The 15,063-nt window shown below is 52.8% G+C and carries 15 protein-coding genes; all 15 read left to right on the plus strand.

All coding sequences use genetic code 11. The annotated features are described in order from the left end of the window. The first annotated feature begins 31 nt into the window (after window positions 1-31). Window positions 32-1,288 (plus strand): insulinase family protein, encoded by a 1,257-nt coding sequence (locus OEV59_06845; protein MDH4227454.1) that lies wholly within the window; start codon window positions 32-34, stop codon window positions 1,286-1,288. Between the two features lie 25 nt (window positions 1,289-1,313). Beyond that, window positions 1,314-1,982 (plus strand): response regulator transcription factor, encoded by a 669-nt coding sequence (locus tag OEV59_06850; GenBank protein MDH4227455.1) that lies wholly within the window; start codon window positions 1,314-1,316, stop codon window positions 1,980-1,982. A 20-nt stretch (window positions 1,983-2,002) separates the two neighbouring features. Further along, window positions 2,003-3,415 (plus strand): FAD-binding protein, encoded by a 1,413-nt coding sequence (locus tag OEV59_06855; protein MDH4227456.1) that lies wholly within the window; start codon window positions 2,003-2,005, stop codon window positions 3,413-3,415. A gap of 3 nt (window positions 3,416-3,418) precedes the next feature. After that, on the plus strand, window positions 3,419-4,696 hold the full coding sequence (locus OEV59_06860) for a (Fe-S)-binding protein (GenBank protein ID MDH4227457.1): 1,278 nt from the start codon (window positions 3,419-3,421) through the stop codon (window positions 4,694-4,696). Between the two features lie 33 nt (window positions 4,697-4,729). Next, the gene (locus tag OEV59_06865; protein ID MDH4227458.1) at window positions 4,730-6,799 is read left to right on the plus strand and encodes a DUF1926 domain-containing protein; all 2,070 of its coding nucleotides are present in this window, start codon (window positions 4,730-4,732) and stop codon (window positions 6,797-6,799) included. A gap of 47 nt (window positions 6,800-6,846) precedes the next feature. Then, window positions 6,847-8,157, plus strand: coding sequence for a hypothetical protein (locus OEV59_06870; protein ID MDH4227459.1), 1,311 nt, complete (start codon window positions 6,847-6,849; stop codon window positions 8,155-8,157). 8 nt (window positions 8,158-8,165) lie between these two features. Beyond that, window positions 8,166-8,705, plus strand: coding sequence for an HAD hydrolase family protein (locus tag OEV59_06875; GenBank protein ID MDH4227460.1), 540 nt, complete (start codon window positions 8,166-8,168; stop codon window positions 8,703-8,705). Window positions 8,706-8,815: 110 nt separating this feature from the next. After that, window positions 8,816-9,403, plus strand: a complete 588-nt coding sequence (lptC, locus tag OEV59_06880; GenBank protein ID MDH4227461.1) for an LPS export ABC transporter periplasmic protein LptC — start codon at window positions 8,816-8,818, stop codon at window positions 9,401-9,403. Window positions 9,404-9,417: 14 nt separating this feature from the next. After that, entirely contained in the window at window positions 9,418-10,008 is a 591-nt protein-coding gene (locus OEV59_06885; protein MDH4227462.1) for a hypothetical protein, read from the plus strand. Continuing rightward, a complete protein-coding gene (lptB, locus tag OEV59_06890) occupies window positions 9,980-10,699 on the plus strand; it encodes an LPS export ABC transporter ATP-binding protein (GenBank protein ID MDH4227463.1) in 720 nt (239 codons plus the stop codon). Before OEV59_06885 ends, lptB begins: the two co-directional genes overlap by 29 nt. A 12-nt stretch (window positions 10,700-10,711) precedes the next feature. Further along, window positions 10,712-12,163 (plus strand): RNA polymerase factor sigma-54, encoded by a 1,452-nt coding sequence (rpoN, locus tag OEV59_06895; GenBank protein MDH4227464.1) that lies wholly within the window; start codon window positions 10,712-10,714, stop codon window positions 12,161-12,163. A gap of 124 nt (window positions 12,164-12,287) precedes the next feature. Next, window positions 12,288-12,632: a ribosome-associated translation inhibitor RaiA gene (gene raiA, locus OEV59_06900; protein MDH4227465.1), complete on the plus strand. Its 345-nt coding sequence runs from the start codon at window positions 12,288-12,290 to the stop codon at window positions 12,630-12,632. A 64-nt stretch (window positions 12,633-12,696) separates the two neighbouring features. Further along, on the plus strand, window positions 12,697-13,176 hold the full coding sequence (locus tag OEV59_06905) for a PTS sugar transporter subunit IIA (protein ID MDH4227466.1): 480 nt from the start codon (window positions 12,697-12,699) through the stop codon (window positions 13,174-13,176). Window positions 13,177-13,217: 41 nt separating this feature from the next. Then, window positions 13,218-14,189 (plus strand): HPr(Ser) kinase/phosphatase, encoded by a 972-nt coding sequence (gene hprK / locus OEV59_06910; GenBank protein ID MDH4227467.1) that lies wholly within the window; start codon window positions 13,218-13,220, stop codon window positions 14,187-14,189. After that, the gene (gene rapZ / locus OEV59_06915) at window positions 14,186-15,046 is read left to right on the plus strand and encodes an RNase adapter RapZ (protein ID MDH4227468.1); all 861 of its coding nucleotides are present in this window, start codon (window positions 14,186-14,188) and stop codon (window positions 15,044-15,046) included. The genes hprK and rapZ overlap by 4 nt, the downstream gene beginning before the upstream one ends. The last annotated feature ends 17 nt before the right edge of the window (window positions 15,047-15,063 follow it).

Below are 15,063 nucleotides of genomic sequence, written 5' to 3' on the forward strand. Positions count from 1 at the left end.
TTCAAATATATCTCCATCCCAAAGGTGCGCCATGTCTCGCATCAAAAAGACCCTTCTTGACGGCGGTATAAAGGTCATTACCGAGGAAATGCCGGATGTGGAGAGTTCCACAATCGGCGTCTGGGTAAAGACAGGTTCGAGAAGCGAGGGCGCTGCCGATAAGGGCATATCGCACTTCATCGAACACCTCCTTTTCAAGGGAACCAAAAGAAGGACCTCACTCGACATCGCACGAGAGATAGAAGGGGTTGGCGGCGTGCTTAACGCCTTCACCGGCAAGGAGTATACCTGCTTTTACGCCAAGGTCTTGAATAAGGACCTTCCGCTGGCAATAGACCTTCTCTCCGATATTTTCCTGAACCCTGTGTTCGACCCTGCTGAGCTCGAAAAGGAGCGCATGGTGGTTTTGCAGGAAATAAAGATGGTCGAGGACACCCCGGACGACATCATACACGACATGCTTGCCTCCGAGATGTGGAAGGGAAGCTCTGCGGCAAGCCCGGTGCTTGGCTCCGCTGCCACTGTATCGGCAATAACCAGGGAAAGCGTGCGGGAGTATTTTCTTCGCCACTATGCCGCGCCAAATGTTTTTATAGCCGCTGCCGGAGGAATTAAGCACAAAAATGTGGTAAAATATTTAGATAAGGCCTTTAAGGGGTTTAGCAGGCGAAGCGGCAGGGAAAAGTTCGATATGCCCGTTCCGGCAAGGACGGTAAAGGTCACGGAGAAGAAGCTTGAGCAGGCGCACTTTTGTCTCGGCGTGCCCACCCCTTCGCAGACGCACCCGGACAGGTATAAGTTCTATCTTCTAAACACTATACTTGGCGGCGGCATGAGCTCCAGGCTCTTTCAGGAGATAAGGGAAAAGCGCGGGCTCGCGTACTCGGTGTATTCGTACCTGAACCTTTTAAACGACACGGGAGCGCTTGTTGTTTACGCAGGAACTTCTCCGAAGAACTTCGCCAAGACGGTTGAGCTTATACTAAAGGAGTTTGCGCTCCTCGTAAAGGGCGCTAAAAAGGCCGAGCTCGATAGCGCGAAGGAGCAGCTAAAGGGCGGCATGCTCCTGGGGCTCGAGACAAGTGACAACAGAATGACCAAGATAGCGAGAGACGAAATGTGTTTTGGCCGCGAGGTGCCGGTCAGGGAGATAGTAAAAGGCATAGACTCGGTGACAACCGCCGGGCTAAAACGCGCTGCAGCCTCGATATTCTCGCCAAAGGCCGTGACGCTTGTAGCGCTTGGCAAGGTGGACAGTAAGTCTTTGCCAAAGGCTCTTAAACGTTAAAACTCCGGGGGGAGGGCAAGGCATCATGAAGATACTCGTAGTCGAAGACGAGAAAAAAGTAGCAAGCTTCATAAAACGCGGGCTCGAGCAGGAGGGCTACGTAGTGGACGCAGTCGAGGACGGCGTTAAGGGCGAGTCCTACGCTGAAACCAACGAGTACGACGTCATAGTCTTAGACATAATGCTTCCCTCCAAGAGCGGGCTCGATGTGCTAAAGGCCTTAAAGGAGAAGAAGGTAAAGTCGTCCATAATACTCTTGACTGCGCGCGATACTGTCGAGGACAGGGTAGCAGGATTGAACCTTGGCGCAGACGATTATCTTACCAAACCATTTGCGTTCGAGGAGCTTCTTGCAAGAGTAAGGGCGCTCTCGAGGCGCGGCGCAGGAGGCATGGCCGAGCTTAAGTTCGAGGACTTGAGCCTTGACCCTGTGACGCGAAAGGCAGTAAGGGCAGGCCAGGAGATAGAGCTTACTTTAAAGGAGTACGCGCTGCTCGAATATCTGCTTAGGAACCCGAACCGCGTGCTCTCCAGAACGCTCATTGCCGAGAATGTCTGGAAGCAGAGTTTCGATACCGAGACGAATGTAGTCGACGTTTATATAAACCACTTGAGAAATAAGCTCGATAAGCCGCCTTTTAAGAGATTGATACACACTGTGAGGGGCGTGGGGTATGTTATCAAGAGCGAGTAGCTCTTGCGGGGATTTGGGCTATGTTGACCGAAAGCGTAAAAGAAGCTCTTAAAAGGGCCGTTGGCAAAGACAAGGTGTCCTTTCTACGGGAAGACCTGCTCTGTTATTCCTTTGACGCAACCAATAAAAAGCACATGCCAGGCGCCGTTGTGTTCGCGGCGGATGCCGAGGACGTATCGCGTTTGATGCGCCTTGCCAACAAGGAAGGCTTTGCCGTCATACCCAGGGGCGCGGGAACCGGGTTTACCGGAGGAAGCGTGCCCTCGATAAACGGCGGTGGCGGCGTTGTCCTGTCCCTTGAGCGCATGAATAGTATTATAGAAATAGACAAGGCCAACATGACGGCAGTGGTCGAGCCGGGAGTCATTACCGGAGACCTGCAAGACGAGGCCGAGAAAAACGGCCTTTTCTATCCGCCAGACCCCACGAGCTCGAACTTCTCGACAATTGGCGGCAATATCGCCGAGTGCGCCGGAGGCCCAAGGTGCGTAAAGTACGGCGTTACAAAGGACTATGTGCTAGGGCTCGAGGCCGTGCTCCCAACAGGCGAAATAATTCGCACGGGCGTTAAAAAAACGCTAAAGGGTGTGGCTGGGTACGATTTAACCAAGCTCATCGTAGGCTCCGAAGGTACCCTTGCCATCGTAACAAAGGCGTATCTGAAGCTAACGGCGCTTCCGCCTGTAAGAAAGACAATGCTTGCGAAGTTTAAGCGCGTGGAGGACGCTGCCTCTGCCGTGATAGCGGTAATGTCGGCAAAGGTAGTGCCGTCGATGATGGAGCTTATGGATTCTGCCTCCATCAGGTGCGTTGCGGCCAATTCAGGCACAGGGCTCGAAGGGGTTGGCGCAGCGCTTTTAATGGAAGCGGACGGCAGCGAGAGCTCTGTAAAAGACGACGTTGCGGCGATTGAGAGAGAGGTAAAGGCGCACGGAGCAATTGAATTCAGGGTCGCAGCCGACAAGAATGAAGTGAAGGATTTATGGAAGCTAAGGAAGTCCATCTCCCCGGCGTTAAACAAGCTTAAGCCGACCAAGATAAATGAGGACGTCGTTGTGCCGAGGTCGCGTCTTGTTGAGCTTATAAAAGGGGTCGAGACCATAGCAGAGGCAAAGAAGGTGCTTGTTGCGTGCTTTGGCCACGCGGGCGACGGTAATATCCATGTAAACGTCATGATCGACGGCTCTGATGCCGACGAGGCGCGGCGCGGGGCAGAGGCCGTTAAGAGCGTATTCGAGCTTGTTCTCCATCTGGACGGCACCATCACAGGAGAGCATGGCATAGGCACTGCAAAGGCCGAGTTTTTGCCAATGGAGCTTGGCATTGACACGATAGATGCGATGAAGAGGATAAAAAAGGCCCTTGACCCGAACAACGTGCTTAACCCGGGTAAAATTTTCCTTCCCGATGCGGCGCGGGCAAAGGCGGTTTGATAGATGATGAACGTGGATGAAATACTTAAAGAAGCAGCCAGGTGCGTGCGCTGCGGCACATGCAAGAGCTCTTGCCCGACATTCGCCGTGCTCGGCAAGGAACCCTCCGGGCCAAGGGGCAGGGTAACGCTTGTCGAGGCCAGGTTTTCGGGAGAGCAGGGCTTTACAAAGGCTTACGTAAAAGACCTTAAGGACTGCACTCTTTGTGGCTCTTGCAAGTATAACTGTCCAAACGATGTCGACGTGCCTTCTCTTGTCATAGCCGGAAGGGTCGAGAGTGTGGAGAGAGAGGGGCTCTCGCTTGCAGCATCGATGGTATTAAAGAACGTCGTAAACTCTTCGTGGGTGATGCCGACGGTAATGAAGGCAGCGTCCATGTTCCAGGGCGTGCTCTTTAAGTCCTCGGAAAGGGAGAACGGCCTCATAAGCCGCTTTGCTCTGCCGTTAATAGGTGGAGGACGTCTTGTCCCTGAGATAGCGCGCGAGTTCTTTCTCGAAAAGCCGGAGGTAAGGAAACTTTCCTTCGAGGAAACAGGAAAGAAGAAAAGAAGCGGCATCATAAGGGCGGCCTTCTACGCCGGTTGTGGTGTTAATTACCTTTTGCCCGGGATTGGGGATGCAACTTTAAAGGCCCTTAAGGCCGCGGGAGTGGATATAGTTGTTCCATCCGAGCAGCTTTGCTGCGGCATGCCAGCGCTCTCGGCAGGCGACGAGGCAACTGCAAAAGACCTTGTCATAAAGAACCTCGAGGCCTTTGGTGCCGGAGAGTATGATTACGTGGTAACTTCGTGCGCCACCTGCGGCCACGCGCTAAAGCAGATGTTTAACGACGTGCTCAGAAACGAGAGCGAGGCGCTGCGGCGTCGGGCCCTCGAATTCTCCGCCAAGGTGCGCGATATAACCGAATTCCTGGACCGTGACATAGGGATACAACCGTCTGTAAACGGCGCTGGTAAAGGTAAAAAGGTCGCGTATCACGACCCGTGCCACTTAAGACGCTATCAGAATATCGCCGATGAGCCGCGTAACCTGATAGACAAGTCCGGGGCAGTGTACACGAGAATGAAGAACCCGTGTAAGTGCTGCGGCCTGGGGGGCGGACTGGCGTTTAGCAACTACGAGGCCTCCGTTGAGATAGGGCGTAAAAAGGCCGAGAGCATAAAGGAATCCGGCGCAGAGGTGGTGGCAACGGCATGCCCGGGGTGCATCGTTCAGCTTAAGGATTCGCTCAATAGAAACGGCGTTGATGTGGAGGTCGTTCACGTTGTAGAGCTACTCTGAAAAAAGCAGCAGCGAGTTTTTTAAGGAGAACCGTTGAAGTTCGTTTTTTGCGTGCATAACCACCAGCCGGTGGGCAATTTTCTGAATGTCATCGAGGAGGCCTTTGACCGTTCTTACGAGCCCTTCCTTAAGCGTCTCTACGCTCATCCCAAGGTAAAGTTCTCTTATCATTCCACCGGGTATCTTCTCGACTGGCTCGTGAAACATAAGCCCGCTTATATCGACATGCTTCGCGAAATGGTATCGAGAGGGCAGGTCGAGATGGTCGGCGGCGGATACTATGAGCCTGTAATAGCCGTTATTCCGTTCGATGACCGCATCGGGCAGTTAAAGATGATGAACGAGAGGATAGAGTCGCTTTTTGGCAAAGTGCCGCGCGGCATCTGGCTGGCCGAGAGGGTATGGGACCCGACACTTCCGGCAACTATCGAGGCAGCAGGGCTCGAGTACGTGGTGGTAGATGATTACCATTTTGTAAAATCAGGATTGAATGCCGAGGAGCTTAAGGGCTACTACGTCACCGAAGACGTCGGCAAGAAGACCATGGTATTTCCCGGAAGCGAGCGCTTACGGTACCTGATACCGTTTGAAAAGCCCGAGAAGCTGCACGAGTTTTTTAGCGCAAAGCGGCAAAAGGGCGGCATCGCGGTATTTGCAGACGACGGCGAGAAGTTCGGCGTTTGGCCAAATACATATAAATGGGTATACGAGAACGGCTGGTTCGAGGGGTTCCTGTCTGTGTTAGAGAGCGGCGTTGTCGAGACCGCTTCGTTTTCAGCGTGCCTTGATACTGCTGAGCCAGAGGGCAGAGTATATCTTCCGACGACCTCGTACATGGAGATGGGCGAGTGGGCGCTTCCGCCTTCGGCATCGCGCGAGTACGCGGTGCTTAGAGAAGAGGTCAAGGCGCGCCACGACGGCGAGCGGATGCTTCGTTATATGCAGGGCGGGATGTGGAGGAATTTTTTCGCCAAGTACAGCGAGGCCGACTGGATACACAAGCGCATGCTGATGGCAAGCGAAGCTGTCAATGCCGCGAAAAAGGCGAAGACATACGATGAGGCAAGAAAGTTTCTCTATATGGCGCAGAGTAACGACCCCTACTGGCACGGCGTGTTCGGCGGGCTCTATCTGCCGCATCTTAGGACCGCTGCCTACGAAAATATCATAAAGGCCGAGGAGCTTGCAGTGAGGGAGGGTAGCGAGCCTTTTACAGAGACAGTTGACCTTGACCTCGACACACACGATGAGATAATAATACGGACGCCTAAGTTGAATATGTTCTTTAGCCCGAGACGCGGCGGCTCTCTTGTTGAGCTGGATTTTCGCCCGGCTTCGGTAAACGTCATGAACGTGCTAAGCCGCTACTACGAAGGCTACCATGAGAAACTAAAGCACGGCAATACCTCTACCGTGATGGACTCAACAAAGAGCATCCACGACATGGTGCTTGTAAAGGAAGAGGGGCTTGAGAAGAAACTTGTCTATGATAACGCAAGGCGCGCCTCTTTGAGGCAATACTTCCTTGGCATGAACGAGAGCCTCGATAACTTCCGGTCTTCCGCAGTGGTTGACGGCGCAGGGTTTTTCGACGCGCTCCACGATTATACGCTGACCGACACGGGTGTTGAGTTTACTAAAGACGGCGAGGTCTTTGGGCTTCCTGTGAGGGTAGTTAAGAAGATAGAGGTAACGAAGGACGATTCATTCGATGTTTTATGCTCTGCCTTGCCAAAGGGCAAGGGCTCGGTCGAGGCGCTGATGGCCCTTGAGTTCAACTTCTGCATGCCCGGATGCGCTGGCCCTGTGTGCGCATATGAGATAGACGGCGTTGACGGAGTAGATAGAAACCTCGCGTCCTCGGGTGTAGCGGAAGGAATCAATACGGTTTCCCTAATCGACGGGTATGCGAAAATAAAGATAACGCTCAAGGCCGACAAGCCCTTTACGCTCTGGCGCTATCCCATAGAGACGGTGTCTTTGTCCGAGGCAGGCTTCGAGCGCATATACCAGGGCTCGAGCGTGGTGCTTACCTCAAGAGTTTCCCTGTCTGAAAACAGCAATGCCAACCTGAAAGTCTCAATCCGCATAGAGAGCTTATGAGAACGCGTATTCTCGTCTTGCTTGCGTTGTTATTTGTTGGGTTGGGTGTGTTCGTATACATATCGATGGTTCCAGACAGACTCAGTGTGGAGCCGCGGCAGTGTACGGTAAAGAATTTTGGAATAGCGGAATTAGTGGAATTCGAAAAGTTTGTTTCTGAAAATGGGGTGCAGGAGCCGGATTATCGTGGTAGAACGCGGTTTAAGGTACGTAGGGACGGGTATGTGATAATAAAGAGTGCGGCGCTTGAAAAGGGCGGGCGGTATGGAGTAATAGAGATCGACGTCTTTCAGGAAGATATTAATGATTCCGAATGCCATGCTTGGGGGGCATGGTTTTATGATTCCCAAGACGATTCATTCCGCGTGCCATTGGCATTTAAACATTTTTATAATGATAGTAATTTGTTACATGTCAACCATGCGTCTTCCGAGGTGGTCATATCGGATTTGTTTGAGGGTGATTATGGTGTGCGTTATGGCCGGTATCAGTATTTGATAGACCCGAAAAGCAGGACTGTAGTGGCTGAGCAGGAGCTTCCTGATTTGCCGATAAAATTCGTAAAGGGAATCGGGGATAAGGTTTATTTCGAGTTCAGTGGGCACACTGTTGAGGCTGTTTTGTCTGAGGACTCTAGTTTAAAGGATATACTAATATCCAGTACGAATGGTGCTGTTTCTGTCGACGGTGATAACGAAAAAGTGCTGTATGCTGTGAATAAAAATAGCAAGGAGCATGAATACAGGCTCCGAACTTCGATTGGGACGTATGGTCGTACCCCGTCTAATATTATAGAGGTGGTGAGTGGTGTACGCACGGAATATAAAATACCGTTACCTTCCGAGGAGGAATATAAACGGATATATCCGGAGCAGGATTACGGGTTGGATGATTTTAGTATGTCGACTCATGGATTTGGTGGGTATCATGTTGTTAGTTCTAAGATGTGGTTTGGCACTAGTTTTTATAATTCCGAAGGTGAGGTCAGTGTAAGTTCGATAGGTAATTTTGATTTTGAAGAGATGCAGTATGATGTATGGTACGATAAACTGTTTTCGCCGTATTCGATAACCGCTCTTCATGTTCTTGGTGATGATATCTGGGCTGCTGCCTCGGTAAGGTCAGATGAGGCTGAATATCCGGTAGCTGTGCTAAAGTTGAAGTATAAGAAAGGCGGTAAAATAATTTTTGAACCGGATTATAATATATGGGGTATCGGCGAGTATAAGGGCGTTTTGTTTTTTGAGGCTGATGACGGCATGTATGTGCTTGCGGATAGAAGGTTATATCGCGTGCTGGCGGCAAAGGATAAGGAAGGGAAATATAAGATATACATCCAGGAGATTAAGAAAGGATAAGGCTGTGTATGCCTAAAAAGACTGCTCTGGCAATAGGGAAAAAAATAAAGTCCATAAAGCTCCTTGTCATGGACTGTGACGGAGTCCTTACCGACGGCCGCATTACCTACGGCTCAGGCGGGCTCGAGATAAAGGCCTTTAACGTAAAGGACGGCCACGGAATAAAGCTTCTTAGGATGGCAGGCTTAAAGAGCGCTGTCATAACCACCAGAAGCTCCGAAGCGCTCGAGCGAAGGGCAAAGGAACTCGGAATCGACCATGTCTACCAGGGCAGGAGCGATAAGCTTACGGTGTTTGCCGAGATACTGAAAAAAGAGGGGCTTACTTCCGACGAGGCCGCTTACATAGGTGACGATGTGGTGGACCTTCCGGCAATGCTTTCTTCTGGATTTCCGGTTGCCGTCGCCGATGCGGTGGCAGAGGTAAAGAAGATTGCTTTTTATGAGACAAAGCTTTGCGGCGGGCAGGGGGCGGTAAGGGAGGCAATTGAAATTATCCTTAAAAAACAAGGCCTTTGGAGCGGCCTGATGAAGCGCTACGGGGTATAAATACCTTTACTACGATGCTTTGAGGTGCTATAATTGAGGGAAGGGAGAGTCTGGCCTCTCCCTAATTTATTTTATAAGAAGGAAGGCGGCCTCTTAGTTCTACAAACATTATGAAGGTCAACTACCGTTCCGTTCTAATCCTCTTTATTGGATTTTCCATCATCGGCCTGACGGCCATGTCCACGCTGTATTTCTTTCAAAAGAGAAAGCAGGCGGCCGTTACTAAGCCTGTTGCGCCCGTGTCCGTTGGCATAAAGGATTTCACAGGAGATGCCGTTGACCAGATGCGTTTAACAAGCGTATCGGGCGGCAAGATAGAGTGGGAGATGCGCTCAACCAAGGCTGTTAAGGAAAAGGGCTCGAACGCTATAACATTCCAGGCCGTAGAATTCAGGTATTCGTCCAAGGACGGCAATAATTTCTTCATCAACGGCGCCAAGGGCTCGTACGATGAAGATAAGGGCATACTCAAAGTGACAGGCAAGGTCAACATGCACGACGAGAGCGGTTACACCGTGTACTCTAATGAGATTACATATAAGATAGAGAAGCAGACGGCCGAGATGCCAGGGGCCGTGAAGATAGAGTCGAAAAAGGGCATGGTAACCGAAGGAGAGGGGCTGACCGCCGACATCGCGGCCGGGAGTATTAATCTTTCGAAAAAGATAAAGACCGTTTTAAAGAACGTGTCCATATAGGAGAGGCTTTGCCAATGAGAGGTCTGTTGTATATTGCCGTATTGGCGTTTATCGCGGCCTGTGTTATGCAGGAGGGCGTTTCCTTTGCCGGCGACAAGGACGGTGCAAAGAAAACCGCGGCCACCGCGCCTGCCGATGGCGCCAAAGGCGCTTCGAGCAAAACCGCGATAGGTGCAACCATCACTTCCGATTCCATGAAGATGATAAAGGGCGGCAAGGAAGTCGTCTACATCGGCAACGTGCTTCTCGATGCCGGTTTTCAAATGTGCTCGGAGGAACTCAAGTTCATTTATCTCAAGGCCGGCGAGGTAAGCGAGATTAACGCCTCGGGCGGCGTTATGTTTGTTCAGGGCACGCGCGCGGCAAAGGCCGATAGCGCGCGCTACGATAAGGCGGGAAGGATACTTAAGCTTAGCGGCAATGCCATGGCCTCGCAGTGCGGCACGGTTATCAGGGGAGAAACCATCACATTCGACCTCGATACCGATGATGTGAAGGTCGAGGCTGCGGGCGGCAAGAAGGTCAAGATGATGGTGATGCCGCGTAAAAAAAGCTGCCAGGGCAAACAGTCCGGTGATGAAATTAAGTGCAAATCGTCTCGTTAAGTCTTACCGCGGCCGCAAGGTTCTCGACGGCGTATCCTACTCTGTAGAGGAAGGTGAGGTCGTAGGGCTTCTCGGGCCAAACGGCGCGGGCAAGACGACATCGTTTTATATAACCGTAGGCCTTGTTGAGACCGATTCTGGGAATGTGTCGTTCGACGGTAACGACGTTACGGCGCTTCCGATGTTCGAGCGGGCAAGGCTCGGTGTCGGGTACCTCGCGCAGGAGCCCTCTGTCTTCAGGAAGCTTTCGGTCGAGGACAACATAAAGTCCATTATAGAGTTTTTGCCTGACGGCGCGGCGGCCAAGGCCACGATGCTTGAGCGCCTTCTAAAGGAGTTTGGCGTCGAGCACGTACGAAAGAGCAAGGCCTATTCCCTCTCCGGCGGCGAGAGACGAAGGGTGGAGATAGCCAGGTCGCTTGTCAATTCGCCTAGGTTTCTTCTTCTGGATGAGCCGTTCTCCGGCATAGACCCGAAGGCCGTTGCCGACATACAGGAAGTGGTCATAGGGCTTAAGAAGCGCGGCATAGGCATACTCATTACCGACCATAACGTCGGAGCAACGCTTGGTATCTGCGACAGGGCTTACATAATCGACAAGGGCGCGATACTCGAGACCGGCACGCCTTTAGAGCTTGTAGAGAGCAGGCGCGTGCGCGATGCGTACCTTGGCGACAAGTTCAGGCTTTAGGCGCAAAACACTATGGCATACGGACTAAAACAGGAACAGCGGCTTTCGCAAAAGCTTCTTCTGACGCCGCAGCTTCGGCTCGCAATCAAGCTTCTTCAGTTGTCGAGGATGGAGCTTGTGGACGCGATACGCGAAGAGATAGAGCAGAACCCGGTGCTCGAGGACTCTGCCCCGGACATGGAGACTGCGGCCGGCGAGGATACCGAGAACGCGGCATCGAAGATGGACGAGTCCTGGCAGAATTACCTCGAGGGCTACGGCGACGACAGCTCCCAGGGCATGGATTTTGGTGTTGAGGACGGCGACGACGAGGACTTTGTCGAGAAGGCCGCGACCTCAGGGCGCGACCTTCGGGGCTATCTTCTCTGGCAGATACATTATTGCCTGAATGAAGAGAGCGCGCTTGCCGAGTACATAATCGAGTGCATCGAGGACGACGGGTATCTGAGGGCCGTTGACGCGGTCGGGCTCACCGATAAGGAGATAAGGGAGAAAAGCATAGCAGAGATATCGGCTGCGACCGGGGCCGATGCCGCTGCAGTCGAGGACATGATAGGCCGCATACAGGCCCTTGATCCTCCGGGAGTCGGCGCGATGACGCTAAGGGAGTGCCTTCGCATCCAGGCAAGAAGGCTTCCGGCCAGGGACATCGTGGCAGAGGAGATAATAGATAAGCACCTTGATTTGCTGGGCTCCAGGAATTACAAGGCCATCGCCTCTGCAATGGAGCTTGGTGTCGAGAGGGTGGTTGAGGCCGGCAGGGTGATAAGCGATCTTTTGACGCCGGTGCCCGGCTCCGGGTTCGGGAAAAGCGATGAGAGGCTCGTCATCCCGGACATATACATAAAGAAGGTAGAAGGCGAGTACGTCGTCATGGTAAACGACGACGGGCTGCCAAAGCTCAAGGTCAGCGCTTATTACAGGGCTATGCTTAAAAAAGACGCGGACGGCTCGGGCGAGGCCAGGGACGCGCGCGGCTACGTAAGAGAGCGCATGAAGGCCGCCATGTGGTTCATAAAGAGCGTCCACCAGAGGCAAAACACCATAAAGAAGGTGGCCGAGAGCATCGTCAAGTTCCAGACGGACTTTCTCGATCTGGGGCTAAAGTTCCTAAAGCCCATGATACTGAAGGACGTTGCCGAGGATATAGGGATGCACGAGTCGACGGTGAGCCGCGTTACCACCAACAAGTACGTTGACACGCCCAGAGGCGTATTCGAGCTTAAGTATTTTTTCACTTCCGGGTCGTCCTCTGTTGACGGAGACGTGTCGAGCGAGTACGTGAAGGAACGCTTAAGGGAGATAATCGGCGCCGAGGACAGGGCCAGGCCCCTTAGCGACCAGCAGCTGACGGAGGAACTCAAAAAGTCGGGCATAGAGCTTGCGAGAAGGACCGTTGCCAAGTACAGAGAAGAGCTCGGGCTTCTTTCCACCTCCGGCAGAAGAGAGCGGCAGACGAAGTAATTGTTTTTATTTGTCTTGATTCCATGGCGTTTTCGGGTTAAAAATTAAGACGTACGGGCACACGATGCTTTGTCCGTGCGGTTTTTGTTTTTGCAGCGATCAAAAATAACCGGAGGATGTAATCATGCACGTAAGCGTAACGTTCAAGCACATGGACTCGTCCGACGCCCTCAAGGCGTACGCGGAGGAGAAGTCGGAGAAAATAGCTAAGTATCTCGTCGAGCCGATAGAGGTACATTGGTTTCTCTCCGTCGAAAAAAAGATAAGGCACATAGCCGAGGTCACGGTCATAGCCAAGCACTGCACCGTAAAGGCCACAGAGAAGACCGACGACATGTATGCGGCGATAGACACTGCGCTCGATAAAGTCGAGCGTCAGGTAAAGAAGCACAAGGAAAAGGTCAAGGACCACCACAAGAGCGAGAGCCCCAAGTACGCAGAGGGCGGCGAAGAGGAAGAAGAGGCCTGAGTTTCTTTCGCTTGTAGTGCCGGCGGCGCAGCGCTTGACCGCAAAGGATACGGAGCGCCGGTTTATGAAGGTATCGGATATACTGCGCGTAGAGAATATCGTTGCCGGGCTTTTTTCATCCGATAAGCGCGGCGCGCTTGCGGAGCTGTCCGGGCATTTGGCGGGCACGGTCCCGGGCATCGACGAGGCGTATCTTCTGGGTTGTGTTCTTGAGCGTGAAAGGCTCGGAAGCACGGGCATAGGGCACGGCGTTGCGCTGCCGCACGCGAAGGTTAGGGGGCTCGATTCGCTTTGCATCGTGCTTGGCAGAAGCCGGCAGGGCATTGATTTTCAGGCGGCCGACGGCGCCCCTGTGCACCTGATTTTTCTCGTGGCAGCGCCGGAGAATTCCACTGCCGTTATACTAAAGGCCCTTTCCTCGTTGTCGAGGCTTCTTAAGGAGCCAGGGGTAATGGAAGGGCTTATCAAGGCGGATTCTGCGGCAGCGATGCGGCAGTTCATAGCCGAGGCAGAGGTGAAACTCTTTAAAAGCGCGGCCCTGTAGTTGTTGGCCGCGTATTTCGCGTAAGGGGTGCGTTTACGTCGATGAAGGGTGTAAAGGTAGGGGAACTTTCCTCGCAGAAGTCTCTCAAGCTCGAGCTCGTTGGCGGAGCAAAGGGGCTTGATAAGGAAATACTGGCTCCGCGCGTGCAAAAGACCGGGCTGCTCCTGACCGGTAAGATAAAGGACAAGCTCATCCCCGGGCGCGTACAGGTAATAGGCGAGGCCGAGCTTGCGTATTTGAGCGAACTTAAGCCGGCCGAACTAAGGCGCGCGCTTTTGATATTCTCGGACGCGGACGTGCCGGCTATGGTCGTAACAAAGGGCCTTAAGCCCAATGCCGAGATCAAGAAGCTCGCCGACAAGGAAGCAATTCCCCTCTACGTAACGCCTTTTACCTCGTCCGTATTCATAGAAAACCTTATAAAAGTGCTCGAGGAAAAGCTTTCTCCTTCGACCATAATGCACGGCGTTTTCGTGGACGTGCTCGGCATAGGCGTCATCATAAAGGGCAAGAGCGGCATTGGTAAAAGCGAGTGCGCCCTCGACCTTATTTCCAGGGGCTACAGGCTCGTTGCCGACGATGTGATAATGATAAAGAGAGCGTACCCGGCCATGCTCTACGGCACGGCATCAGGCGCGATACGCCATCATATAGAGGTACGCGGCATAGGCATAGTGAACATCAAGGACCTTTTTGGCATAACGGCCATAAGGGACAAGAAACCCGTGGATATAGTCGTCGAGCTTGTTGAGTGGAACGCAAGCGAGGAGTACGAGAGGCTCGGGTTCGAGGATAAGACCGTGGACATTCTTGGTGTCGAGGTGCCGTATCTTAAGATACCGGTTAGCCCCGGGCGAAGTGTTGCGACGATAGTCGAGGTCGCGGCCCGTAATAAGATTCTAAAGCTAATGGGCATGCAGTCCGGGCTCGAGGCCCTGATGAGCCTGCCGCCTGCCGAGCCTGCGCAGGTGAAGAAGGCCCCAGGTAAACGAGCGAAGAGGGGCGTAAAATGAAGGAGCTCCGGCTCGTCGTGCTAAGCGGCCCATCGGGCTCGGGAAAGAGCACGGCGGTGAAGGCGCTCGAGGATCTTGGATTTTTCTGTGTCGACAATATGCCGGTGACTCTTTTGCCGAAGTTTCTTGAGATACTTTCGCAGACTACCGAGATAACCAAGGTCGCAGCCGTAGTGGACGTAAGGGAGAGGGAGTTTTTGAAGGACTTTCCCGTAATATTTGGAGAGTTAAAGCAGGCCGGGTATTCGAGCGAGCTCGTGTTCCTGGATTCCTCCGACGATATACTCGTGAGGCGTTTTAGCGAAACCAGAAGAAAGCACCCGCTCTCCGAGACGAGCCCTCTAGACGGCGTCAAAATAGAGAGGGAGCTTTTAAAGGACATACGCTCGAGGGCCGATAGGGTAATCGATACGACCGGTTTCAACGTCCACAAGCTCACGGCCCATATTAAGGATGTTTTCGGAGGCCAGGGCACCGGCGCCAGCATGACGCTAAACCTATTGTCCTTCGGGTACCGTTATGGCATACCGGCGGACGCGGACATGGTGATTGACGCGAGGTTTCTTCCAAACCCGTTCTTCGTGGACGAGCTTAAGCGCCTTGACGGCGTAAGCAGCGAGGTTAGAGAGTTCCTGCGCTCGAAGGAAGAGACCGTGTCGTTTCTCGAGAAGCTTGCCTGGTTCCTCGATTATCTCGTGCCACTTTACATGTCCGAGGGCAAGTCGTATTTTACCGTTGCCATCGGGTGTACCGGCGGCAGACACCGCTCCGTTGCCATAGTCGAGGAGCTTCTGGAAAGGTTTACGGATAAGCGTCTTGTGCTAAAGAAGCGGCACAGGGATATTGATAAGGAATAGATTGTTTGTGTTAAGAG

The sequence above is a fragment of the Deltaproteobacteria bacterium genome (genome assembly GCA_029858205.1).
Taxonomy (GTDB): Bacteria; Desulfobacterota; GWC2-55-46; order GWC2-55-46; family DRQE01; genus JAOUFM01.

Coding starts and splice junctions, on each gene's coding strand:
- rapZ (MDH4227468.1), top strand. CDS start 14,186: ATGAAGGAGCTCCGGCTCGTCGTGCTAAGCGGCCCATCGGGCTCGGGA.
- OEV59_06860 (MDH4227457.1), top strand. CDS start 3,419: ATGATGAACGTGGATGAAATACTTAAAGAAGCAGCCAGGTGCGTGCGC.
- OEV59_06875 (MDH4227460.1), top strand. CDS start 8,166: ATGCCTAAAAAGACTGCTCTGGCAATAGGGAAAAAAATAAAGTCCATA.
- OEV59_06905 (MDH4227466.1), top strand. CDS start 12,697: ATGAAGGTATCGGATATACTGCGCGTAGAGAATATCGTTGCCGGGCTT.
- hprK (MDH4227467.1), top strand. CDS start 13,218: ATGAAGGGTGTAAAGGTAGGGGAACTTTCCTCGCAGAAGTCTCTCAAG.
- OEV59_06855 (MDH4227456.1), top strand. CDS start 2,003: ATGTTGACCGAAAGCGTAAAAGAAGCTCTTAAAAGGGCCGTTGGCAAA.
- OEV59_06850 (MDH4227455.1), top strand. CDS start 1,314: ATGAAGATACTCGTAGTCGAAGACGAGAAAAAAGTAGCAAGCTTCATA.
- rpoN (MDH4227464.1), top strand. CDS start 10,712: ATGGCATACGGACTAAAACAGGAACAGCGGCTTTCGCAAAAGCTTCTT.
- lptB (MDH4227463.1), top strand. CDS start 9,980: ATGAAATTAAGTGCAAATCGTCTCGTTAAGTCTTACCGCGGCCGCAAG.
- raiA (MDH4227465.1), top strand. CDS start 12,288: ATGCACGTAAGCGTAACGTTCAAGCACATGGACTCGTCCGACGCCCTC.
- lptC (MDH4227461.1), top strand. CDS start 8,816: ATGAAGGTCAACTACCGTTCCGTTCTAATCCTCTTTATTGGATTTTCC.
- OEV59_06845 (MDH4227454.1), top strand. CDS start 32: ATGTCTCGCATCAAAAAGACCCTTCTTGACGGCGGTATAAAGGTCATT.
- OEV59_06885 (MDH4227462.1), top strand. CDS start 9,418: ATGAGAGGTCTGTTGTATATTGCCGTATTGGCGTTTATCGCGGCCTGT.